Raw genomic sequence first — 21,558 nt, 5'->3', positions numbered from 1 at the left:
TTACCTTGCCTTTCGGAGGTACACGAGATGTCCACGCTCACTGTGTGGAAGTTCCGGACGGCCGATGGCGCGGAGGATGTGCAGACGGCCCTGAAGTCCCCCCAGAAGGAAGGGCTGGTCAGGATCCTTGACGCCGCCGTCGTGACCTGGCGGGCCGAGCGCCCCAGACCGAAGAAGCGACAGCTGATCAACCTCGTCGGCGCGGGCGCGCTGAGCGGAACCTTCTGGGGCATGCTCTTCGGGCTCATCTTCCTGATGCCGCTGCTGGGCGCGGCCATCGGGGCCGCGGCCGGGGCGCTCGGCGGAAAGCTCGCCGACGCCGGCATCGACGACGTCTTCATCGCGGAGGTCAAGCAGAAGGTGACGCTCGGGACTTCGGCGCTGTTCCTGCTCACCCCGGACGAGGCGCCCAGCCGCGTCAGCGAGTCGTTGCCCGGCGGTGGCGCCGAGCTGTCGCACAGCAACCTCGACGCGGAGCGTGATGCCGAGCGCCGCGAGATCTTCGGCGACGAGGCGGAATGACAGGGGAGGGGCCGCCTCCCGCGGGCCCCGCGGGAGACCCCGTGCGGCAGTCGGCGGGCACCCGGTGAGCGCGTCCGAGGCCGTCACAGACGCGCTGCGCGATCTCCATGGACGCTTCGTCGGTGTACGGGAGGGCCGACGCGCCGACTACATTCCGGAGTTGACCACCTCGGACCCCGACGACTTCGGGCTTTCCCTCGTCAGCATGGACGGGCACTCCTACAGTGCCGGTGCGGCGGACACCCCCTTCACCCTGCAATCGGTGTCCAAACCTTTCGTCTACGCCCTTGCGCTGGCCTCGCACGGCCTCGACGAGGTGGGCCGCTGGGTGGGCGCCGAGCCGAGCGGTGAGGCGTTCAACGCCATCAGCCTGGAACCCGGCACCGGGCGGCCGGCCAACGCGATGGTCAACGCCGGCGCCATCGTCACCACCGCCCTGGTTCCCGACAGTCGCGAGGTTCCCGCGTTCCACCGCATCCTGGTCTGTCTGAGCCGGTTCGCCGGGCGGAAGCTGGATGTCGACGAGGGTGTGTACGCATCCGAGGCCGCGACGGGGGACCGTAACCGGGCGCTCGCCTACCTGATCCGTAGCGCGGGGACCCTGCCCGTCGACCCGGTGGCCGCGGTGGACACCTACTTCCGGCAGTGCGCGGTGCGGGCCACCGCCGTCGATCTCGCCGTGATGGCCGCCACCCTGGCGCACGGCGGGGTCAATCCGGTGACCGGGGAGAAGGTCGTCTCCCCGGAGGTCGCGGCACAGGTCCTCGCGGTCATGGCGACCTGCGGGATGTACGACACCTCCGGCGACTGGCTGCTGAGGGTCGGGCTGCCCGCCAAGAGCGGTGTGTCCGGCGGCCTGATCGCCGCCGGGCCGGCCCGCTTCGGCCTGGCCGCCTACAGCCCGCTGCTGGACGAGGCAGGCACCTCGGTGCGCGGCCATGCCGCGCTCGGTGCACTCTCGGAACGTCTGGGGCTGCACCTCATGAAAAATCCGGCGCTGCCCGGCTCCACCGTCACGCTGGTCACCACCGCCGACGTGCTGCCCTCGGCGCCGCCCGGCCGGCGGGAGCGCGCGTTGCGCGAACGCGTGGGTGTCGTCGCGGCCCAGGGTGCCCTCGACTTCACCGCGGTCGAGCGTGTGCTGTACGCCCTGGACGAGTCGGGCACGGATCGGGCCGCTTCGGTGGTGCTCGACCTGCGCGAGGTGACCGGCGCCGACTCCGTCGCCCTCGCGCTGCTGCACGCCGGCCTGTCCCGGCTCGCCCGGGAAGGGCGGCGCGCCGTCGTCGTCGATCCGGGTGACCGACTGGGCCCGCCGGACCTGGTCCGGGAGCGGACCGGCCAGGACCTGCCGCGCTTCGGCTCCCGTGAGGAGGCCGCGGAGCACTGCGCACAGGCCATGGCTGGACCGGGCTGAGTCCCTACCAGATGGCCTCGACCCACTCGGGGTGGTCGATGAACGGGTTCCGGTTGTGCTGGTACTGGTCGAATATGACCTCGTTGCGGTTCCGCTCGAAGCTGTCCGGCGGGTCCTCCTGGCTCCACTGCTTCAGGACGGAGAGCCGCCCGATGTTCGGCGCCGACCCGTTGCTCACGCTGTCGTTCGGCTCCAGGTCGGCGAAGGCGTCGTCGCCCTCGTACCGCACCGCCATGTAGAGGATCATCCGGGCGACGTCACCCTTGACGGCGTCACGCGGTTCGAAGGAGTCGCCGTCGGTGTAGTTGCCGGGAGCCCCCGAGACGGCGCTGCCACCGTTGTCGAAGTCCTTGTTGCCGCGGGTGGAGTTGACCTGGACGTCCTCGGGGCGCAGGTGATGGATGTCGGTTCCGGGACCGGTCGCGGTGCCGAAGTCGCCGTGGGACTTGGCCCAGACGTGTTCCCGGTTCCAGTCGCCGGTATTGCCCCCGTTCTCGCTCTTCGACTGCGAGCGGCCGGTGTAGAGGAGGATCACGTTGGAGGAGTCGGCCGGGTCCTCGTCGGTCGTCTTGAGCGCGTCCCAGACCTGGCTGTAGGAGAGCGTGGTCTGGTCGCTGATGATCGTGTGGAGCGAGCTCTTGAGGGCGGTGCCGGTCTTGCCCAGGGCGTCCTGGTAGTACGTGTCGTCGAGAGCGGCGGCCGGGCGCGCCGTCCCGGCGGTCGTGGAGGTGGCGGCGGGCGCGGCGGAAGCGACGCCTGCGAGTACGACGACCGAGGCGGCTGCCGCTAGTAGTGGACGCGCGTAGAAACGGCGACGACTGGACATGTGGGGTGTCCTCTCCGGGGTGGCGAACGGTGTCGTGATGGCCGGACGTGGTCTGTTCGGTCGGGAGCCTTCCACACGCACGGTGCCGGTCGCGTGAACACTGCGTATTCATCATGTGCAGGTCAAGTAACGGCTTTCTCCGGTCCGCGGAGGCATCGGATGCGCAGATGCCGCCCCGGAGTGAGAATTGCCGCAAGGACGAGGAGGCGGTATGAGCGAAGAGTCCGAATCCGTATCCCTATCCGTGCCGGAAGTGCGGGGGGTGACTCCCGATCGTCTGCTGCACACCGGCGGCGACGATCAGCCCACCGCGGAGGATCTGGTTCTCGCCTCCGGGCGGGACCTGACCGCCCGGAGCCTGGAGTGGGCACAGCGCAGGCTGTCCGAGGAGGGCCGGTCAGCCATGGACAAACGGCTCCCGTAGGACCCGCGTGACATCCCGGGGGCGGGGAGCGTGCGGAGCGCTTCCCGCCACTCGGTTAGCCTGAACGCAATATGAACCGTTTGACGACGTCACAGGGCGAATTCGATCTCGCCCGCTTTCCCGAGAACCCGCGCGACCCGTTCCGTGCGTGGGACGCCGCCGACGAGTACCTGCTGCGGCGGCTGGAGGGAGCGGACGGGAGCGAGCCGGTCCGTCCCGTCGGCACCGTGGCCGTGGCAGGCGACCGCTGGGGTGCCCTGGCCACCGTGCTGGCCGCACACCGCCCGGTCATGATCACCGACTCGTATCTCGCCCGACGGGCCACGCAGGCCAACCTGGCGCGCAACGGCGCCGCCCAGGACGCGGTACGCATTCTGTCGGTGTGTGACACCCCGCCGGAGCGCGTGGATCTGCTGCTCGTGCGGGTGCCCAAGAGCCTCGCGCTCCTGGAGGACCAGCTCCACAGACTCGCTCCCGCCGTGCACGCCGGGACCGTCGTCATCGGCACCGGCATGGTGAAGGAGATCCACACTTCCACCCTCAAGCTGTTCGAGCGGATCATCGGGCCCACGCGCACGTCCCTCGCGGTGAAGAAGGCGCGGCTCATCTTCTGCACCCCTGATCCCGCCCTGGCCAGGATCCCCAGCCCCTGGCCGTACCGCTACGAGCTGCCCGACGACGTCGGCGTGGTCTCCGGCCGCACCGTGACCAATCACGCCGGTATCTTCTGCGCCGAACGCCTGGACATCGGCACCCGCTTCTTCCTGAAGCACCTCCCGGAGCGGAAGGGGCCCGACCGCGTGGTCGACCTCGGCTGCGGAAACGGCGTCGTGGGTACGTCCGCGGCACTCGCCAACCCCGACTCCACCGTCACCTTCATCGACGAGTCGTACCGGGCCGTCGCCTCTGCCGAAGAGACCTTCAACGCCAACACCGGGCCGGCGGCCGAGGCCGAATTCCTCGTCGGCGACGGAATGGCGGACATGCCGCCGGGAAGCGTGGACCTGGTCCTCAGCAACCCGCCGTTCCACTCGCACCAGGCGGTCACCGACGCCACGGCCCGGAACATGTTCCACGGAGCAAGAGCCGCGCTGCGCCAGGGCGGGGAGCTGTGGGTCGTGGGCAACCGCCACCTCGCCTATCACACCCAGCTGCGCCGGATCTTCGGTAACTGCGTCACCGTGGCGGGCGACCCGAAGTTCGTGGTCCTGCGGGCCGTCAAGCGCTGACCCGCGTCAGGGGAGGTCGTCCCGGCCCAGCCAGGACGGCACCTCCGGCACCTGTGCGTCCCAGGCGGGCGGGGGACCGGGGTCGGGGGCGCGGGGCTTCGACTCCGGCGGCACAGGCACCTTGGGCGCAGGACCTTCCCGGTCCGCCGCCGGGGCGTCCGGGTGCTTCGCCACGGGCTCGGGAGCGGCGCTGTCGTACAGCTGCTCGGCCACCGAGAAGCGGCAGTGGAAGGGCTGCCAGAACCCGTGGACGACCAGCAGGAAACCGTTCGCCTCCTGGTACAGCTCCCGGCGTCCAGGCTCGGCAGGATGGAACGGCGCGAAACGTTCGGCCCGCAGCCGGAGCGCTGCGAGCGCCTCCTCGTGCGTTCCCTCCACGTGACCGATGACTTCCACCGACCACGTCCGTGAGTGCCGGCCGTACCCTCGGTTCTCCTCGACCACCAGTCCCCACCTGGGCACAGCCCCACCCCTCCCCGGACGTGCGCGGTTGCGGTATGCAGGTAACTGCGCCGGACGCCATCCTAGAAGGCACGATCTTCCCGGTACGACCGCGCCCGGCACGAAGACCCGCCCAGAGGCCCCGGTTCCACCGCCGAACGGAAGGCACGAGCCGATGAACGATCCAGACCCGGGGCTGTTCGGCCCCGGCTCCGTCACCTGGCAGATGCACGGGGACCCCATGATGTGGGTGGCCGGCGTCCGCGCTCTCTACCTCCAGGCGCTCCATCCGCGCGCCGTACGCGGCGTCATGCAGAATTCCGACTTCCGCAACGACACCTGGGGGCGTCTGATGCGTACGGCCGACTTCGTCGGCACGCTCACCTACGACACCACGCACGCCGCAGAGAAGTACGGCGCCAGGGTCCGCAAAATACACCGGCTGCTCAAGGCCACCGATCCGGACACCGGCGAGGTCTACGGCATCGACGAACCGGAGCTGCTGCTCTGGGTGCACTGCGCCGAGGTCGACTCCTACCTCCAGGTCGAGCGCCGCTCAGGCTTCCCGCTCAGCGACGCCCAGTCCGACAGCTACGTCGACGAACAGCGGGAGGGTGCCCGCCTCGTCGGCCTCGACCCGTCCGGTGTCCCCGGCACGAGGGCGGCGCTCGCCGCCTACTTCGGACAGGTCCGCCCCCTGCTCGCGGCCGGCTCCGAGGCGTCGGACGTCGACGACTTCCTGCGCAACCCGCCGGTCCCCGCCCTGCTGACCCCGGCGCGTGCCCTGCTCTGGCGGCGCGTGGCCGCGCTCGCCTACGACTCCCTGCCCGCGTACGCCCATGAGCTGTACGGCAGAGCCGCACCGCCCCCGGCGGCGGTCGACCGCCGGCTGCGCACCACGGGCACCTGTCTGCGCCGCATTCCCGCCCGCCTCCGCTGGTGCCTGCCACCCGGGCACATCGTGAAGGCGATGGCACGACTCGGCCCCGGGAGCCGACCCGCCCCGTACGAACTCCGCAGACAGGCAGCCATACTGGACGGGCCGGGGAGGGCGCAGCAGCAGTAGCGGGCAGCGAAGCAACGGGGGCGACGACAGGCGATGGCGGACACCAGGCTGATCCAGAGCCGGTACCGGCTGCTCGATCTGATCGGGCGCGGAGGCATGGGCGAGGTGTGGCGGGCGCGTGACGAATCGCTGGGCCGGCAGGTGGCCGTCAAGTGCCTCAGACCGATGGGGCCACAGCACGATCAGGCCTTCACCCGCATTCTGCGCGAGCGCTTCCGCCGTGAGGCGCGGGTGGCCGCGGCGCTCCAGCACCGTGGAGTCACCGTCGTCCACGACTTCGGCGAGTCGGACGGCGTCCTCTACCTCGTGATGGAGCTCCTGGAGGGTCGCAATCTGAGCCAGCTCCTGGAGGACAACAAGCAGCACCCGCTGCCGGTGGCCGATGTCGTCGACATCGCGGAACAGGTCGCGGACGCCCTCGGCCACACCCATCAGCAGGGCATCGTGCACCGTGACCTCAAGCCCGCGAACATCATGCGGCTCGACGACGGCGCGGTGAAGATCTGCGACTTCGGCATAGCCAGGCTCGGCCACGACATCGGCTTCACCTCCCGCCTCACCGGCACCGGCATCGCGATGGGCACCCCGCACTACATGTCGCCCGAGCAGATCAGCGGCGGGGAGGTCGACCACCGCAGCGATCTCTACTCCCTGGGCTGTGTGCTGTACGAAATCGCCACGGGCGTGCCGCCGTTCGACATGGACGACGCCTGGGCCGTGCTCGTCGGACATCGCGACACCGCTCCCGAGCCGCCGCGCACCCACCGCGCCGAACTCCCGAGGTTCTTCGACAAGGTCGTCCTGGACCTGCTGGCCAAGACGCCGGGCGAGCGGCCGGCCGACGCCGGTGCTCTGCGACAGCGCATCGCACTCGGCCGTACCGGTGAGCAGCAGGCGGCAGGGCATATCCGGCTCGCTCCGCCCGTCCCGGTCCCCCATCCGGCCGGCCCGGCGCAACTGCCCTCCTGGACCCGCAACATGACCACCGGTCACAAGGCGAGCGGCGCGACGTACCCCCGTACGGCCGCCATCGACCACGCCGCCGCGCTGACCGGGGCATGGACCACGGGGGCCGGTCACGTCCTCACCGGTGGCTTCCTGCCCGCGGGCCCGGCCCGTCCCACCCCGTCACCCGAACTGCTCGCGACTCTGGCCGGCCGGCACAGCGCCGGACTCAACCTGGGACGCCTGGGCCACTGGGAGGAGGCCGGCGACGTACACCGCGCGGTCGCCGCCGAGCGCGAACAGGCGCTCGGCCCCGATCACCCCGACACCCTCTCCAGCAGGTACGAGGTCGGATGCACCCTCAGCCGAACCGGACGCACCGCGGAGGCGCTGCGCGAGTTCGGCCGGGCCGCCGACGGCCGGGAACGGACTCTGGGTCCCGACCACCCCGAGACCCTCACGGCGCGGCAGGAGACGGCGTACGTCCTCGGGCAGCTGGGCCGCCACTTCGAGGCCCACCAGGTCTACGCCGCGGTGCTCGCCTCGCGGGAGCGCTCCATGGGGCCGGACCACCCCGACACCCTGCGCTGCCGCCACAACCTCGCTTTCAACCTCAGCAGACTGGGCCGTCCGGAGGACTCCTACCGCATGGCCCGCGAGGTGGCGGACGCGCGTGGCCGCCTGCTCGGCGCCACGCACCCGGACACCCTGGTCACGCTGTACGAAGTGGCGTACACACTCGGCCGACTGGACCGCTGGTCCGAAGCCCTGCAGACCTACGGCGACGTGGCGCTGGCACGCGCCGCCGTGCTCGGCGCCGACCACCCCGACACGCTGTCCGCGCGCTACGAGGTGGGCATCAGCCTCGGCAGGCTGGGCCGCAGCGCCGAGGCCCTGGAGCTCTACCGCACCCTGGTCGAGGACCGTACCCGTGTCGGCGGGCCCGCCGACGCCGAGACGCTGCGCGCCCGGCACGGCCTCGGCGTCAACCTGGGGCGGATGGCCCGCTGGGAGGAGGCGCTCGCCGAGTCACGCGAGGTCTGCGCGATCCGGGATCGCACCCTGGGGCCCGACCACCCCGACACGCTCGTGAGCCGCCGCGAGATGGCCGTCGGGCTGGGCTGGCTCGGCCGCTGGGCCGAAGCGCTCACCGACTACCGTACGGTCGCCGAGACCCGCGAACGGGTCCTGGGCGCCGACCACCCCGACACCCTCGCGAGCCGCAACGACGAGGCGCACTGCCTGGAACAGCTCGGCCGAAGCGCGGAGGCGGTGGACCTCTACCGGCGGGTTGCCGACCTGCGCCGGCAGGGCGGGACGCCGACGCACTGACCGTCAGACCACGGTGCACTCCGCGCGGTGGGAGTCACGCACAGTGCGATCTCGCTGCTGCACCACGGGGCTGTCAGGGTCGCTGCCGTGCGGATACGTGCTGTGTATCCGACCGTGTCGAGCGCGAAGTCGCCGACGGACGGGCCCAGGGGCCCGGTCGGCGAGCCGCTCGCGTGCCCAGCCGAACCGTCCGGGCAACGGGCTGAGGCGGTACAGGTGTGTCCCTGGACTCTGCTCGGACGTGCGGGCAGGGAAGCGGTCGGAGCGAGCGACCTGCCACAGCCGGCCGGCCTCCCACCTGTTTTCGGCGTGGCCGGACACCGTCCGCCACGGCCCGCGCCTCTGTCCAGGGACGATCAGCGCGTGCTACGAAGGAACATGGCCGCAGACGAGACGTCCTCACCCGGCACCCCCGCGCACGCCGCCTATGACGCGGTGATCGTCGGCGGCGGCCACAATGGTCTGGTGGCCGCCGCCTACCTAGCCCGCGCCGGACAGGCCGTACTCGTCCTGGAACGTCTCGGCAGCACCGGAGGAGCGGCGGTGTCCACCCGTCCCTTCGAGGGGATCGACGCCCGGCTCTCCCGCTACTCCTACCTCGTCTCCCTCCTCCCGCGGAAGATCGTGCGCGATCTCGGCCTCGACTTCGCGGTACGCAAGCGCACCGTCTCCTCGTACACGCCTGCCGTGCGCGGCGGCCGGCCCACCGGGCTGCTCGTCGGCGGTGACGGCACCCGGGAGTCCTTCGCCGCACTCACCGGCGACGACCGGGAGTTCCAGGCCTGGCAGCGCTTCTACGGGATGACGGGCCGGGTCGCCGAGCGGGTGTTCCCGACCCTCACCGAACCCTTGCCGGCCCGCGACGACCTGCGGGCGCGCGTCGACGACGCGGACGCCTGGCGCATGCTGTTCGAGGAGCCCATCGGCGTCGCCGTGGAGGATAACTTCGCCGACGACCTCGTACGCGGAGTCGTGCTGACCGACGCGCTGATCGGTACCTTCGCCGACGCCCACGACCCGTCCCTGCTCCAGAACCGCTGCTTCCTCTACCACGTGATCGGCAACTCCACGGGAGACTGGGACGTCCCGGTCGGCGGCATGGGCGCGCTCACCGATGCCCTGGCGGACGCCGCCCGGGCGGCGGGAGCCGAGATCCGTGTGCTGCACGAGGCGACCCGAATCGAGACCGACGGCACCCGCGCCGAGGTGACGGTCCGCTCGCCCGACGGGGAACGTGTCGTCGGCGCGCGCCGGGTTCTGGTCAACGCGTCGCCGCAGGCGCTGGCCGCGCTCCTCGGCGAGGACCCGCCCGCACCGGCCGAGGGAGCCCAATTGAAGGTGAACATGCTGCTCACCCGGCTGCCGAGGCTCCGTGACCGCTCCGTCGACCCGCGCCGGGCGTTCGCGGGAACGTTCCATATCGCCGAGGGGTACGAGCAACTGGCCGCCGCCTACCGCGAGGCGGCGGCCGGACGCCTGCCCGGCGCTCCGCCGTCCGAGATCTACTGCCACTCGCTGACCGACCCGTCGATCCTCGGTCCCGATCTCGCTGCCCGGGGCTATCAGACCCTCACCGTGTTCGGCCTGCACACCCCCGCCCGGCTGTTCACGGAGGACAACGAGGCAACGCGCAACGCCCTGCTCGAAGCCACTCTGGCCGAACTCGACGCCCATCTCGAGGAGCCGATCGCCGGATGCCTCGCCCTCGAAGCCGCCGGCAGGCCGTGCATCGAGGCGAAGACTCCCCTCGACCTGGAGCGCGATCTGAGGCTTCCCGGCGGCCATATCTTCCACCGGGACCTCTCCTTTCCGTACGCCACAGGGGGGGCGGGCCGCTGGGGCGTGGAGACCAGCCGTGCCAACGTCCTGCTGTGCGGGGCGGGTGCGGTGCGCGGCGGCGGGGTCAGCGGGGTGCCCGGCCACAACGCCGCCATGGCGGCGCTGGGCCGGTGACCGTGCCTGCACGGGGCCTCGCCGACGTGGAGATGCTTGTGGAGGCGGATCGGCAAGTCCAGCCAGCCCGGCAGTGCCGGCCCGGGGCCGCAGGATCTCCGCCCCTGCTCCTGAACCGGCGTGTCGCAGGGCGCGATCCCGACGAAACGGTGTTGTTCTCCGAGCGGCCGGCCGCTGTGTTTTCGTGTTGCTTCGGACTCAGGCGCAGCAGTCGCATCCGGTGCGGCAGCCGCACGCGTCAGCTTCGGCGCCGGCGGGTGGCCTCGCCGCAGTTGTCGGTGTGCAGCAGCCCTTGCCCTGCCAGGCGTCGCGGCCTGCCTTGATCGCGAGGGCTGCGATGACGAGGGCGGCGATCGGGTCGGCCCAGGGCAAGCCGAAGGTGGCGTTGAGGACCCGTGACATCGGTGGTGGCCACCCTCAGGAGGTGGTCGGGTTCGCCGAACGGGCGCTGGACCTGGAGCGCGGTGGCCGCCTCTTCGGAGGCGGTGACGGGGGACGGGGTTCTCCCAGCGCGGGGCGGGCACGGGTGAGGGAAAGTTCCCGCCCCGGCCGGGAGCCCTCCTCGTGGGCCTCCGCTCGACCCGCCGAGCGCGGCGAGCACCGCGTCGTAGGCCGGCTTCCTGTTGTAGTCGCCGTCAAAGAGCGGCGGAGTGCCGCTGCCGCGTCACGACTACTTGTCCGTGACACCCCACACGGTGATGCCGGTACACCGCGTGACGGCGAGGCAGGCGTCACCACCTTGGTGGCCGAACGAACGAAGGAGCGCGGCCCCCTCCGGGGAGTCCGCCCTCCTTCGTCGCGCCGTGGCGCGCTGGGCGGCCTTCTCCCGCGCTACGGCCACGGCCGTGGTGCGCACACAGAAGCAACAGTTCGCGGTATCCACGCTCGCCGCTCCCGACACTCCCCACGGGGCGTCTATGGACTGGGGTTCCATTCATGCTGATCATCCGACCAGCGGGCCCCTCTCAGTCGGAGGAAACGGCCCACCCCGTCGCCTCGATGCGCCCGGCGTCGCCGGACCTGTTCCCGTCGAAGAGCGTACGGTCGCTGTCCTCGACCCGAACCTCGTCCACGTAGACACCGCGCCCGACGTACATCTGATCGGTGACGTACTGCCAGCGGAGCTGCAGTTCCGTGCCTTGCCAGGCTGTCAGGTCTGCCTCCAGCCGGTTCCAGACGCGCCCCGACCAGCCGGAGACCGAACCGTCCGGGTGCGGCCGGGGCTCCCGGGGCCGATTCTCCTGAGCCGGCACGGTGGTGAACGGCACCGGATGCCATGTCGCCCCGGAGTCCGACGAGGCTTCCAGGCGGAGGACGTCCGAAGCCGGCTCGGTGTCCCACCACAAGGCGCACGACAGCACCGGACGCGAGGAGACCGGGCGCAGCACGGGCAGCGCCAGCGTCGCGATGGAGGCGCTCGCCATCCCGGAGAACCAGGCGGTACGGCCTCGGGCCGGGTGTACGGGCACCGCGCGCGCCATCCGGTTGGCCGCAGCGACCCGCGGGGCGCTGCCCGAGCGCCAGGTGCGCACCGGATGGACGGAGTTGCCCAGGACGATCAGGAACGAGTCCGTCGTCGGATCGAGGACCAGACTCGTGCCGGTGAAACCCGTGTGTCCAGCCGTGCGCGGAGTGGCCATCGCCCCCATGTACCAGTGCTGGTAGAGCTCGAAACCGAGGCCGTGCTCATCGCCGGGGAACGCGGTGTTGAAGTCGGTGAACAGCAGGTCCACGGACCGCTCGGACAGGATACGGGATCGGCCGTAGATCCCACCGTTGAGCAGGGTGCGGGCCAGCACGGCCAGATCCCAGGCACACGAGAAGACGCCCGCATGGCCGGCGATCCCGCCCAGGCTGTACGCGTTCTCGTCGTGGACCTCGCCCCAGACCAGCCCGCGATCAAGCCCCGACCAGGGCAGCCGGGCGTCCTCGGTGGCCGCGATCTTCGGCCTCCAGGAGGCAGGCGGGTTGTACCGGGTGCGGTGCATGCCGAGCGGAGCGGTGATCTCCTCACGGAGCAGCACGTCCTGGGTGCGGCCGGTGATCTTCTCCAGGATCAGCTGCAGCGAGATCAGATTGAGGTCGGAGTAGAGATACTTCGTACCGGGAGCCGAGGCCGGAACCTCCTCCCAGAGCAGGCGCATCTTTCCCTCGTAGGTCGGCTCCTTGTAGAGCGGGACCCAGGCCCGGAAGCCGGACGTGTGCGTCAGCAGCTGACGGACCGTGATGTCCTGCTTGCCGCCGCGGGCGAAATCGGGGAGGTAGGACGCGGCCGTCGCCTCGAGTTCCAGCGCACCCCGTTCGATCTGCTGCACGGCGAGGATCGAGGTGAACAGTTTGGACACCGATGCCAGGTCGAAGACCGTGTCCTCTGCCATCGCGATCTGCTGGTCCGGCGGAAACTCCACCCCGGTGTCGGTCGTCTCGTCGTACGCCGCATAGCGCACCGCGCGGCCGATCGGCCGGTGCAGGGCCACGGTGCCGCCCCGGCCGGCGAGCAGGACGGCCCCCGCGTACCAGGGGTGCGCGGGGGAGCCGGTGAGGTACTTCTCGGCGTCGGTGACGAGCAGGTCGAGCTGGTCCGGCAGCAGCCCGGCACGCGCGGCCGACCCGCGGCGCAGTGTCCTACCGCCCCGCCCTGATCCCATACCCGTCCCGTTTCCCGACGCTGCGCCCGGAGCCTCGCCGCCCAGCGGTCCCGTGCCCCGCTCGGCACCGGCAGCCGACCCGGCGAAGGGAATCGGAGCGAGGGCGAACGCTCCGCCCAGCGCCAGTATCCCGCCGCCCACCCTCCGGCGGCTCATTCCCCGTCCCGACACGTTTCCGGCCATCCGGAACCCCTTCCCTTCATGTCGAAGGCACCCGCGCGAAAGTAACTTTCGAAAAGTCATGCGATGATGAAACTTCCTGGCGGAGCAGAGATTACTGTCACTGTCGCCACCCGTGGGGCCTCTCGGAGGCAAAGAATCTGACGTACCGTCCGGCGGTCGGCCTGTCCTTTCGGCGCGGCCGCGGGGGCGGGGCAGTCCGACACGGGAGCCCCGGACTCTTGACCCCCGGCGACCCGCCGCTCAGGATCACGCCATGACAGGTGTACGCAGCAACACGGTGGACGGCGTCCTTACGCGCAGCGCTCGGCGCACCCCCGGGCGCACCGCCGTACGGTACGCCGAGAGGTCCTGGACCTACGCCGCCCTGGACGAGGCGGTGAGCACGGCGGCCGCCGTACTGACCGCCGCATACGGGCTGCGCCCCGGTGACCGCGTGGCGTCCTACGCCCACAATTCGGACGCGTACCTGATTGCCTATCTGGCTTGCGCCAGGGCTGGGCTGGTCCATGTGCCGGTCAATCAGAACCTCACCGGCGAGGACCTGGCGTACATCCTCCGCCAGTCCGGCAGCGCACTCGTCCTCACCGACCCGGGCCTCGATCCGCGCGTCCCGGCCGGCTTCGACGTACGGCCGCTGCGCGACTCGCCGGACTCCCTCCTCGATGAGCTGGACACCCCGCGCCCCTTCACCCCCGTACGCGAGCCCGACGCCGACGATCTGGTCCAGCTGCTCTACACCTCCGGCACGACCGCCCAGCCCAAGGGCGCGATGATGACGCACGGTGCGCTGGTCCACGAGTACGTCAGCGCCGTCACAGCACTGGATCTGCGCGCCACCGACCGTCCGGTGCACTCGCTGCCCCTGTACCACTCCGCGCAGATGCACGTGTTCCTGCTGCCGTACCTCGCTGTGGGCGCCGAGAACACCATCCTGGACGTCCCCGACGCCGACCGGATCTTCGACCTGGTCGAGGCCGGCCAGGCGGACAGCCTCTTCGCGCCGCCGACCGTCTGGATCGGACTCGCCAACCATCCGGAGTTCGCCACCCGCGAGCTCGGGTTGCTGCGCAAGGCGTACTACGGCGCTTCGATCATGCCTGTGCCCGTCCTGGAACGTCTGCGCGAGCACTTGCCGGAGCTGGCGTTCTACAACTGTTTCGGCCAGAGCGAGATCGGCCCCCTCGCCACCGTCCTCGGCCCCGACGAGCACGAAGGGCGGATGGACTCCTGCGGGCGGCCCGTGCTCTTCGTCGAGGCGAAGGTGGTCGACGAGCACGGCAAGGAGGTGCCCGACGGCACAGCGGGCGAAGTGGTATACCGCTCCCCTCAGCTGTGCCAGGGCTACTGGGACAAGCCGGAGGAGAGCGCGGAGGCCTTCCGCGACGGCTGGTTCCACTCCGGTGACCTCGCCGTGCGCGACTCCGAGGGCTATTTCACGGTCGTCGACCGGGTGAAGGACGTCATCAACTCGGGAGGTGTACTCGTCGCCTCCCGGCAGGTCGAGGACGCCCTCTACACCCACCCGGCGGTGGCCGAGGCAGCAGTGGTGGGGCTGCCCGACGAACGTTGGATCGAGGCCGTCACCGCGATCGTGGTGCTCCGCGGGAAGGCGACGGAGGCTGAACTGATCGCGCACGTCCGAGATGTACTCGCCCACTTCAAGGCGCCGAAGAAGGTCCTGTTCGTCGGTGAACTGCCACGCAACGCAAGCGGGAAGATTCTCAAGAGGGAACTGCGGGGCACGCTTTCCTGAACACCCCCGCGCTCCGGCCGGCCGCCTGCTCGACGACGGCTACTGCGACCAGAACCTGCAACGTGAGAAGAATGACGGACACCCGAAATCCGGCGTATGGCCCTACGGCTCCATCGATCTCTTACCAGGATGGCGTCCTCGTCAGTCTCTCCTGTGACAACCTCGCATGCCTCGGGCAGGAGCTACCACATGTCGACCGCATCGCGGTCGGCCCCTCCTTCCTGTGCCCAGCGATGACCGGCGCGCCACCTCGTGCGCGCCCTCCACGCCGAAGGCATCGCTTACTCGATGCAGCCGGGGGCTGTCCCCCGGCTCACTGACGGAATCCGGACGGAACCGCACGGTCTCGAATGTCTCCTCCGAGGCGGATTCAAGAGAACGCCGCAGTCCGGACGGGATGATTCTCGGCGGATTCGATCACCACGTCACGACGTAGCGCCCCGGCTGATGGCTCGCGTCTCAGGTGGCCTCCCTGAGGTCGACGATCCGCTTGATCTTGCCGACCGATCGCTCAAGTGTCTCCGGGGCGACGATCTCGACTCCCACGCTCACGCCCACCCCCTCCTTGACGGCTGCCGCAATAGAGAGGGCGGCAGTCTCCCGCTCAGCATTCGTCGCGCCGGCCCGAGCCTCCGCCCGCACGGTCAGGGCGTCCAGCCGCCCCTGGCGGGTCAGCCGCAGCTGGAAGTGCGGGGCCACCCCCGGGGTCCGCAGCACGATCTCCTCGATCTGTGTGGGGAAGAGATTCACCCCGCGCAGAATCACCATGTCGTCACAGCGCCCGGTCACCCTCTCCATCCGGCGGAAGACGCGCGCTGTCCCAGGCAGCAGCCGCGTCAGATCCCGGGTCCGGTAGCGGATCACCGGCATGGCCTCCTTGGTGAGCGAGGTGAAGACCAATTCGCCCACCTCCCCGTCCGGCACGACCTCACCGGTGAAGGGGTCGACGACCTCCGGATAGAAGTGGTCCTCCCAGATGTGCAGCCCATCCTTCGTCTCGACGCACTCCTGCGCCACACCCGGGCCCATCACCTCCGACAGCCCGTATATGTCGACGGCGTCGATGGCGAACCGTTCCTCGATCTCGCCGCGCATCTGCTCGGTCCACGGCTCGGCGCCGAAGATGCCGACCTTCAGCGACGTCGAACGGGGATCGACTCCCTGGCGCTCGAATTCGTCCAGCAGGGTCAGCATGTACGAAGGCGTGATCATGATGATCTCGGGCCGGAAGTCCTGGATCAGCTGCACCTGGCGCGCCGTCATGCCACCGGACGCCGGAATGACGGTGCAGCCGAGGCGCTCAGCCCCGTAATGGGCTCCGAGCCCCCCGGTGAACAGCCCGTACCCGTAGGCCACATGGACCTTGTGGCCCGGGTGCCCGCCCGCCGCCCTGATCGACCGGGCGACCACGTCGGCCCAGGTGTCCAGGTCGCACTCGGAGTACCCGACCACCGTGGGCCGGCCGGTCGTGCCGCTGGACGCGTGGATCCGCCGTACCCGGTCCTCGGGAACGGCGAACATCCCGAACGGATAGTTGTCGCGCAGGTCGGCCTTCGCGGTGAACGGGAAGCGGGAGAGATCGGCGAGCGTACGGCAGTCCTCGGGGCGCAGCCCCGCCTTGTCGAAGGCCGCACGGTAGAACCCGACGTTCTCGTAGGCGTGCCGCAGCGTGGCCCGGAGGCGCCCCAGCTGCAGGGCCTCGAGCTCCTCGCGGCCGAGCCGCTCACCGGCGTCAAGCAGCGCGGTCATACGGATCACCCCTCGCCGACCGGCGACCGACCATTCGGTCGCCTCCTGGGAGCAGTAATTCAGGAGGCGGGGGGTTCTGGCAAGGGCCGAGGCTTTGTCTGTGGACAACTCCTGGTCAAAGGCCCAGCTCGGTGGGTCCGGGGTGGTGATCCGGCCGCCGCCCGGGCAGCCAGTGGCCCCGGCGGTCGGACCCATCGATCGATACGTCGTTGATCGACGCGTCGACGGACGCCGCCGTCGCCGACACCGCACGCCTCCACAGAGCTGCCTTCCGCGCCTGTGTCACCGGCCTGGTCGTGGCCGCGGGAGGCCCACCGCGGCCGTCCCCGGAACGCCCGAGCCCGCACACCAGGCCCGACGGGCCGTCGCCCGGCTCCTGGCAGACGCACCCGTCGCCTGATTCGCTGTGGGCGTAGGCACCCGCATGGGGCCACCCACCCTGTTTGGATGGCAGCTATGCCGATCTTCAGCACGTACGACGGAACCGAACTCGCCTACCGTCTGGTGGGTGAGGGCGAACCGCTGATCTGCCTGCCCGGCGGCCCCATGCGGGCGGCCCGCTATCTCGGCGACCTCGGCGGTCTGTCCCGAGTGCGGCAGCTGGTGCTGTTCGACCTGCGGGGCACCGGGGACTCCGCCGCCCCGCAGGACCCGTCGACGTACCGCATCGACCGGCTCGTCGACGACGTCGAGGCGCTCCGCGCACACCTCGGCCTCGAACGGGCCGATGTGCTGGGCCACTCCGCCTCCGGGGAACTCGCGGCGCTGTACGCGGCGAAGTACCCGCAGCGACTGCGCTCTCTCACTCTCGTCACATCCGGGACGGGCACACTGGGTCTGCCCGCCACCGGGCAGGACCGGCGCGACGCCGCCGAGCTGCGCGCCCACGAACCCTGGCACGCCCAGGCCAGGGCCGCACTGGAGGAGATCCAGGCGGGACGTGCCACGCCCGAGGCCTGGGCCGGGATCCGGCCGTTCACCTACGGGCGCTGGGACGCGGCGGCCCAGGCGCATGCCGCCGAATCCCCCGCGCAGCGGAACGCCGTGGCCGGGTCGCTCTACTATCCGGAGAGCGGCCTCGACACCGACGCCACGGTCGCCGCACTGCGGGAACTTCCGGTACCCGTGCTCGTCCTCGCGGGGGAGTACGACGGCGGCCCCAGCCCCGACCGCGCCGCGGAACTCGCCGCGCTCTTCCCCCATGCGGAGTTCGTCGTCCAGCGGGGCGCCGGCCACTTCCCGTGGCTGGACGATCCCGGCGCCTTCGTCCGCACCGTCGCCGCCTTCCTCGACCCCGACGTCAGCAGCGTGCAGGCGGGCGGGATCCGGCTCGCCTACCGCACCTGGGGTGACTCTGCCGCCGCCCCACCCGTCGTCCTCGCCCACGGGCGGGGCGGGAGCAGCCTGGACTGGACAGCCGTGGCCGAACAGCTCGCGACCCGCCACCGGGTGTACGCACTCGACTTCCGGGGTCATGGCCTCAGCGACTGGCCAGGCCGTTACTCCTTCGAATTCTTCCGCGACGACCTGCACGCCTTCCTGGAGGCCCGCAATCTCTCAGGCGCCACGGTGATCGGGCACTCCATGGGCGGCGCCGCAGCCCTGCTGCTCGCCGAGCGGCACCCGGCACTGGTCGGGGCACTGGTCGTCGAGGACGCTCCGACCCTGCTCCCGCTCGATCCGCCCCGCCCGTCGGCCGAACGGCCATCGGGAGAGCTCGGCTACGACTGGCAGGTCGTCCCGTCCATCGACACCCAGCTGAACGTTCCGGACCCCGCCGCGAGGGAGTGCCTGGGCGAGATCACCTGCCCGGTACTCGTCGTCGGAGGCTCCCGCAGTCACGTCGACCAGGACCAACTGGCCTGGATGGCACGGCAGATGCCCGAAGGGCAGTTCGCCTCCGTCGACACAGGCCACCTCGTGCACACCGACAGCCCCCGGGCGTTCCTCGCTGCCCTCAGGTCGTTCGGCGTCGGCTGAGGGGCCCCGAAGCCTGTGGGGCCCGCCGGCCGTGCCTGACGCGTCAGCCGCGGTCGAGCAGCGTCACCATGACCTCGTACAGCGTCGCCTCCGGGTCCGCAGCCGCACCCTCGGAACGCCAGGCCACGAATCCGTCAGGGCGCACCAGCACGGCGCCTTCGGTGGACGTGCCGTGGGAGGCGGCCCAGTCGGCCCCGTCCTCGGGCGCCAGGTCCGCGCCCGGCGCGGAACCGATCCCGAACGCGTCCAGGGGGACCGCCAAGCGCTTCGCCACCTGCTCCGCCGCCGCACGCCAGTCCGGATATCGGGCATCGCACAGCAGCACGAACGACTTCTCGTAGAGATCCAGCGTCGACACGCGCCCGCCCTCCCGGCCGAGCCACATGTGCGGTGCCCGCGTGCCGGGTTCGCCCGTCAGGCTCATGCCCTCGGGCACCACCGGAAGGCCGGGATCGACATCCAGGACTGCGCCCCGCACATAACGGTAACCGAGAGCGACCGTGAGCATGCCGCCCTTGCGGCCGCCGCCGGGGCCGGGCGAACCGGCGTACCCCGGGTGGCTGTGCTCTCCCGAACGCGCCGACGCACGTGCGCTCGTAGCCTTCGCCACCGGCAGCCGTTCCTCCTCGTACGTCCGGAGAAGCCCCGGCCCCGCCGCCTCGCCGATCACCGCAGCCAGCTTCCACGCCAGGTTGTGCGCGTCCTGGATACCGGTGTTGGAACCGAACGCCCCGGTGGGGGACATCTCGTGTGCCGAGTCACCGGCGAGGAAGACCCGGCCCGAACCGTACCGTTCGGCGACCCGCTCGGCTGCGTGCCACGGGGCCTTGCCTGTGATCTCGACGTCCAGGTCGGGCGCTCCGACCGCCCTGCGAATGTGCTTCGCGCACCGCTCGTCGGTGAAGTCCTCCAGCGTCTCGCCCCGGTCGGGCTGCCAGGGTGCGTGGAAGACCCAACGCTCCTCGTTGTCCACGGGCAGCAGCGCCCCGTCCGCTTCCGGATCGGTCAGATAGCAGACGATGAAGCGTCGCTCACCTACCACGGAGGCGAGCCGCCGGGAGCGGAACGTGATGCTCACGTTGTGGAAGAGGTCACCCGCACCCGTCCGGCCGATGCCCAGTTGCTCGCGGACGGGACTGCGGGGTCCGTCGGCTGCGACGAGATAGTCGGCGCGCACGGTGGTGTGCTCCCCGGTCTCCCGGTCCTTCATCACGGCGGTGACCCCGTCCGCGTCCTGCTCGAACGTGAGCAGCTCGGTGGAGAACCGCAGCTCGCTGCCCTGCGCCCGGGCATGCGCGACCAGCACGGGTTCCAGGTCGTTCTGGCTGCACAGGCACCAGCCGCTCGGGCTGAACCTGGCGAGCCCGCCGCCCGGGTCGATCTCCTTGAACAGCCACTCCTGGTCGTCGCCGGTGAGCGACCCGGCCTGGAGGATGCCGTGGTTGCCCGCCAGTACGGATGCGGCGTCCCGGATCAGCTGCTCCGCACCCGCGGTCCGGAACAGCTCCATCGTGCGGACGTTGTTCCCGCGCCCCCGCGGGTGGGTCGAGGTGCTGCTGTGTTTCTCCACCAGCAGGTGGCGGACGCCGAGCCGGCTCAGGAAGAGGGAGGCGGACAGGCCCACCAGGGAGCCGCCCACGATGAGGACCGGTACGCGGAGGTCGACGTTCTCGTTCATCAGTTGCTCCAGCTCGGACGCGTGACGGATGCAGTGTCCATGCCCTCGTAGGAGGGCTTCGGCCGGGCTTCGGCCGTCGCCTCACCTGAACGGTTCATAAATCTCGCGCCGCCCGTACCGCCGTTCCACGATCAGTCGCGGGAGCGATGCTCATGATGCGGGGGCGGACTTCACACGCCGGTGGGCAGGGACCTGTGCCGCTTCCACCGAAACCGACGGATGACGAGGGGCCACGGGACGTGGCCGCCGCACCGTCTCGAAGGAGAGCGAAAGATGACAACCCTCTCGGAACGTATATCTCAGTCCGCCTTCGACGGTTCGAGGCTCCGGGTCATACTGCTGCTGGACCTGCACGACGGCGCCCAGAACCAGTTTCTCGAGGCGTACGAGCACATGCGCAATCAGGTGGCCTCCATCCCCGGCCACATCAGTGACCAGCTGTGCCAGTCCATCGAGAACCCCTCGCAGTGGCTGATCACCAGTGAGTGGGAGAGCGCGCCGCCCTTCCTCGCCTGGGTGAACAGCGAGGAGCACGTGGCGACGGTGCAGCCGCTGCACAGCTGTGTACGCGACACGCGCTCCCTTCGCTTCAGCGTTCTGCGGGAGACCGGGGCCGCGTTCGAGAACACCCCTGAGCCTGCCAAGGGTCGCCTTCAGTCCGCCCCTCGACTGGGCGACGGCGTCGTACGTCACGCACTCACCTTCACGGTGAAACCGGGGACGGAGGAAAGGGTCGCGAAGATCCTCGCCGACTACGACTCCCCGCAGGCGCGCGTCGACGAGAACACCCGGCTGCGCCGCACCTCGCTCTTCATGCACGGGAACCGTGTCGTGCGAGCGGTCGAGGTCGAGGGCGACCTCATGGCAGCCCTGCGCCACGTCTCCCGTCAGCCCGAGGTCAGGGCCGTCGAGGAGGCCATCAACCCGTACCTGGAGCAGGACCGCGACCTCGGCGACCCCGACTCCGCCCGGATGTTCTTCACCCGGGCCGCGCTCCCGACCGTCCACCATGTGACGGCCGGCCGTCACGCCCCCGCGGACGTCCAGCGGCACTCGCTGTTCTACCAGGCCAAGGAAGGCTGCGGCATGGCACTGGCCCGGCTGCTCGCCGGCCAGGACGAGGAAGCGGCGAACGACGCATCCAGCCCCATCGAGAGCAGCACGATCTTCCAGCGTGACGACATCGTGGTGCGGCTCCTCGAAGTGAGCGGCCCACTCAACGCACAACCCGCCCAGGCACTCGGCATAGGTGGCCACCGCAAGGCGGCCACGCTCGGCCGGCTGCTCGACGGCGGTGCGAACGGCATACCGACGACCGACCAGGAGGCCGCGCGCTTCCTCGCGCAGGCCGAAATGAACCTGATCACCGACCGTCGGGCCGCCGGGTCCTGATGCGTCACCGGCAGCGCGGC

The 21,558-nt window shown here is 70.6% G+C and carries 15 protein-coding genes and 2 pseudogenes; 10 read left to right on the top strand and 7 right to left on the bottom strand.

Annotation, left to right across the window (positions count from 1 at the left end; genetic code table 11):
• The first annotated feature begins 27 nt into the window (after nucleotides 1-27).
• Entirely contained in the window at nucleotides 28-522 is a 495-nt protein-coding gene (locus ACWD04_RS06095; protein WP_451128603.1) for a DUF1269 domain-containing protein, read from the top strand.
• A 64-nt stretch (nucleotides 523-586) separates the two neighbouring features.
• Complete coding sequence (gene glsA, locus ACWD04_RS06090; RefSeq protein WP_451128601.1) at nucleotides 587-1,939, top strand: glutaminase A; 1,353 nt, start codon at nucleotides 587-589, stop codon at nucleotides 1,937-1,939.
• A 4-nt stretch (nucleotides 1,940-1,943) separates the two neighbouring features.
• Here the strand turns inward: glsA and ACWD04_RS06085 are convergent, their stop codons facing one another.
• A complete protein-coding gene (locus ACWD04_RS06085; RefSeq protein ID WP_451128599.1) occupies nucleotides 1,944-2,765 on the bottom strand; it encodes an endonuclease I family protein in 822 nt (273 codons plus the stop codon).
• Between the two features lie 211 nt (nucleotides 2,766-2,976).
• On the opposite strand from ACWD04_RS06085, the gene ACWD04_RS06080 reads away from it, so the two are divergent.
• Together ACWD04_RS06080 and ACWD04_RS06075 are read left to right on the top strand one after the other, a co-directional pair.
• Nucleotides 2,977-3,189, top strand: a complete 213-nt coding sequence (locus ACWD04_RS06080) for a hypothetical protein (protein WP_451128597.1) — start codon at nucleotides 2,977-2,979, stop codon at nucleotides 3,187-3,189.
• 71 nt (nucleotides 3,190-3,260) lie between these two features.
• Entirely contained in the window at nucleotides 3,261-4,418 is a 1,158-nt protein-coding gene (locus tag ACWD04_RS06075; protein WP_451128595.1) for a methyltransferase, read from the top strand.
• A 6-nt stretch (nucleotides 4,419-4,424) separates the two neighbouring features.
• Here ACWD04_RS06075 and ACWD04_RS06070 read toward each other — a convergent pair whose 3' ends face one another.
• The gene (locus tag ACWD04_RS06070; RefSeq protein ID WP_451128593.1) at nucleotides 4,425-4,880 is read right to left on the bottom strand and encodes a hypothetical protein; all 456 of its coding nucleotides are present in this window, start codon (nucleotides 4,878-4,880) and stop codon (nucleotides 4,425-4,427) included.
• A gap of 154 nt (nucleotides 4,881-5,034) precedes the next feature.
• Between ACWD04_RS06070 and ACWD04_RS06065 the strand changes: the two genes are divergently transcribed.
• The 3 genes from ACWD04_RS06065 (at nucleotide 5,035) to ACWD04_RS06055 (ending at nucleotide 10,155) form a co-directional block, all read left to right on the top strand.
• Entirely contained in the window at nucleotides 5,035-5,925 is an 891-nt protein-coding gene (locus ACWD04_RS06065) for an oxygenase MpaB family protein (RefSeq protein ID WP_451128591.1), read from the top strand.
• A gap of 33 nt (nucleotides 5,926-5,958) precedes the next feature.
• A complete protein-coding gene (locus ACWD04_RS06060) occupies nucleotides 5,959-8,202 on the top strand; it encodes a tetratricopeptide repeat protein (protein ID WP_451128589.1) in 2,244 nt (747 codons plus the stop codon).
• A gap of 378 nt (nucleotides 8,203-8,580) precedes the next feature.
• A complete protein-coding gene (locus ACWD04_RS06055; RefSeq protein WP_451128587.1) occupies nucleotides 8,581-10,155 on the top strand; it encodes a phytoene desaturase family protein in 1,575 nt (524 codons plus the stop codon).
• Between the two features lie 198 nt (nucleotides 10,156-10,353).
• Here ACWD04_RS06055 and ACWD04_RS06050 read toward each other — a convergent pair.
• The 3 genes and pseudogenes from ACWD04_RS06050 to ACWD04_RS06040 form a co-directional block, all read right to left on the bottom strand.
• Nucleotides 10,354-10,548, bottom strand: a pseudogene (locus tag ACWD04_RS06050) (cation transporter); the annotation flags it as partial.
• A gap of 145 nt (nucleotides 10,549-10,693) precedes the next feature.
• Nucleotides 10,694-10,888: pseudogene (locus ACWD04_RS06045) on the bottom strand (endo-1,4-beta-xylanase); the annotation flags it as partial.
• Between the two features lie 232 nt (nucleotides 10,889-11,120).
• Nucleotides 11,121-12,986 carry a serine hydrolase gene (locus tag ACWD04_RS06040; protein WP_451128585.1) on the bottom strand — a complete coding sequence of 622 codons (1,866 nt, stop codon included), beginning with the start codon at nucleotides 12,984-12,986 and terminating at the stop codon, nucleotides 11,121-11,123.
• A gap of 253 nt (nucleotides 12,987-13,239) precedes the next feature.
• Here ACWD04_RS06040 and ACWD04_RS06035 point away from each other — a divergent pair, with 253 nt between their 5' ends.
• A complete protein-coding gene (locus ACWD04_RS06035) occupies nucleotides 13,240-14,739 on the top strand; it encodes an acyl-CoA synthetase (RefSeq protein ID WP_451128583.1) in 1,500 nt (499 codons plus the stop codon).
• A gap of 459 nt (nucleotides 14,740-15,198) precedes the next feature.
• Here ACWD04_RS06035 and paaK read toward each other — a convergent pair whose 3' ends face one another.
• Nucleotides 15,199-16,488 (bottom strand): phenylacetate--CoA ligase PaaK, encoded by a 1,290-nt coding sequence (paaK, locus tag ACWD04_RS06030; RefSeq protein WP_451128581.1) that lies wholly within the window; start codon nucleotides 16,486-16,488, stop codon nucleotides 15,199-15,201.
• 456 nt (nucleotides 16,489-16,944) lie between these two features.
• On the opposite strand from paaK, the gene ACWD04_RS06025 reads away from it, so the two are divergent.
• Complete coding sequence (locus ACWD04_RS06025; protein WP_451129220.1) at nucleotides 16,945-18,468, top strand: alpha/beta fold hydrolase; 1,524 nt, start codon at nucleotides 16,945-16,947, stop codon at nucleotides 18,466-18,468.
• 43 nt (nucleotides 18,469-18,511) lie between these two features.
• Here the strand turns inward: ACWD04_RS06025 and ACWD04_RS06020 are convergent, their stop codons facing one another.
• Nucleotides 18,512-20,146: an FAD-dependent oxidoreductase gene (locus tag ACWD04_RS06020; protein ID WP_451128579.1), complete on the bottom strand. Its 1,635-nt coding sequence runs from the start codon at nucleotides 20,144-20,146 to the stop codon at nucleotides 18,512-18,514.
• 273 nt (nucleotides 20,147-20,419) lie between these two features.
• Here ACWD04_RS06020 and ACWD04_RS06015 point away from each other — a divergent pair, with 273 nt between their 5' ends.
• A complete protein-coding gene (locus tag ACWD04_RS06015) occupies nucleotides 20,420-21,538 on the top strand; it encodes a TcmI family type II polyketide cyclase (RefSeq protein WP_451128577.1) in 1,119 nt (372 codons plus the stop codon).
• The last annotated feature ends 20 nt before the right edge of the window (nucleotides 21,539-21,558 follow it).

It is taken from the genome of Streptomyces sp. NPDC002911 (genome assembly GCF_053591835.1).
Note: the sequence above shows the minus strand (reverse complement) of the source record. Positions and strands in the feature narration are given on the sequence as shown.

Coding starts and splice junctions, on each gene's coding strand:
- ACWD04_RS06055 (WP_451128587.1), top strand. CDS start 8,581: ATGGCCGCAGACGAGACGTCCTCACCCGGCACCCCCGCGCACGCCGCC.
- ACWD04_RS06040 (WP_451128585.1), bottom strand. CDS start 12,986: ATGGCCGGAAACGTGTCGGGACGGGGAATGAGCCGCCGGAGGGTGGGC.
- paaK (WP_451128581.1), bottom strand. CDS start 16,488: ATGACCGCGCTGCTTGACGCCGGTGAGCGGCTCGGCCGCGAGGAGCTC.
- ACWD04_RS06025 (WP_451129220.1), top strand. CDS start 16,945: ATGCCGATCTTCAGCACGTACGACGGAACCGAACTCGCCTACCGTCTG.
- ACWD04_RS06035 (WP_451128583.1), top strand. CDS start 13,240: ATGACAGGTGTACGCAGCAACACGGTGGACGGCGTCCTTACGCGCAGC.
- ACWD04_RS06075 (WP_451128595.1), top strand. CDS start 3,261: ATGAACCGTTTGACGACGTCACAGGGCGAATTCGATCTCGCCCGCTTT.
- ACWD04_RS06080 (WP_451128597.1), top strand. CDS start 2,977: ATGAGCGAAGAGTCCGAATCCGTATCCCTATCCGTGCCGGAAGTGCGG.
- ACWD04_RS06020 (WP_451128579.1), bottom strand. CDS start 20,146: ATGAACGAGAACGTCGACCTCCGCGTACCGGTCCTCATCGTGGGCGGC.
- ACWD04_RS06060 (WP_451128589.1), top strand. CDS start 5,959: ATGGCGGACACCAGGCTGATCCAGAGCCGGTACCGGCTGCTCGATCTG.
- ACWD04_RS06085 (WP_451128599.1), bottom strand. CDS start 2,765: ATGTCCAGTCGTCGCCGTTTCTACGCGCGTCCACTACTAGCGGCAGCC.
- ACWD04_RS06065 (WP_451128591.1), top strand. CDS start 5,035: ATGAACGATCCAGACCCGGGGCTGTTCGGCCCCGGCTCCGTCACCTGG.
- ACWD04_RS06015 (WP_451128577.1), top strand. CDS start 20,420: ATGACAACCCTCTCGGAACGTATATCTCAGTCCGCCTTCGACGGTTCG.
- ACWD04_RS06095 (WP_451128603.1), top strand. CDS start 28: ATGTCCACGCTCACTGTGTGGAAGTTCCGGACGGCCGATGGCGCGGAG.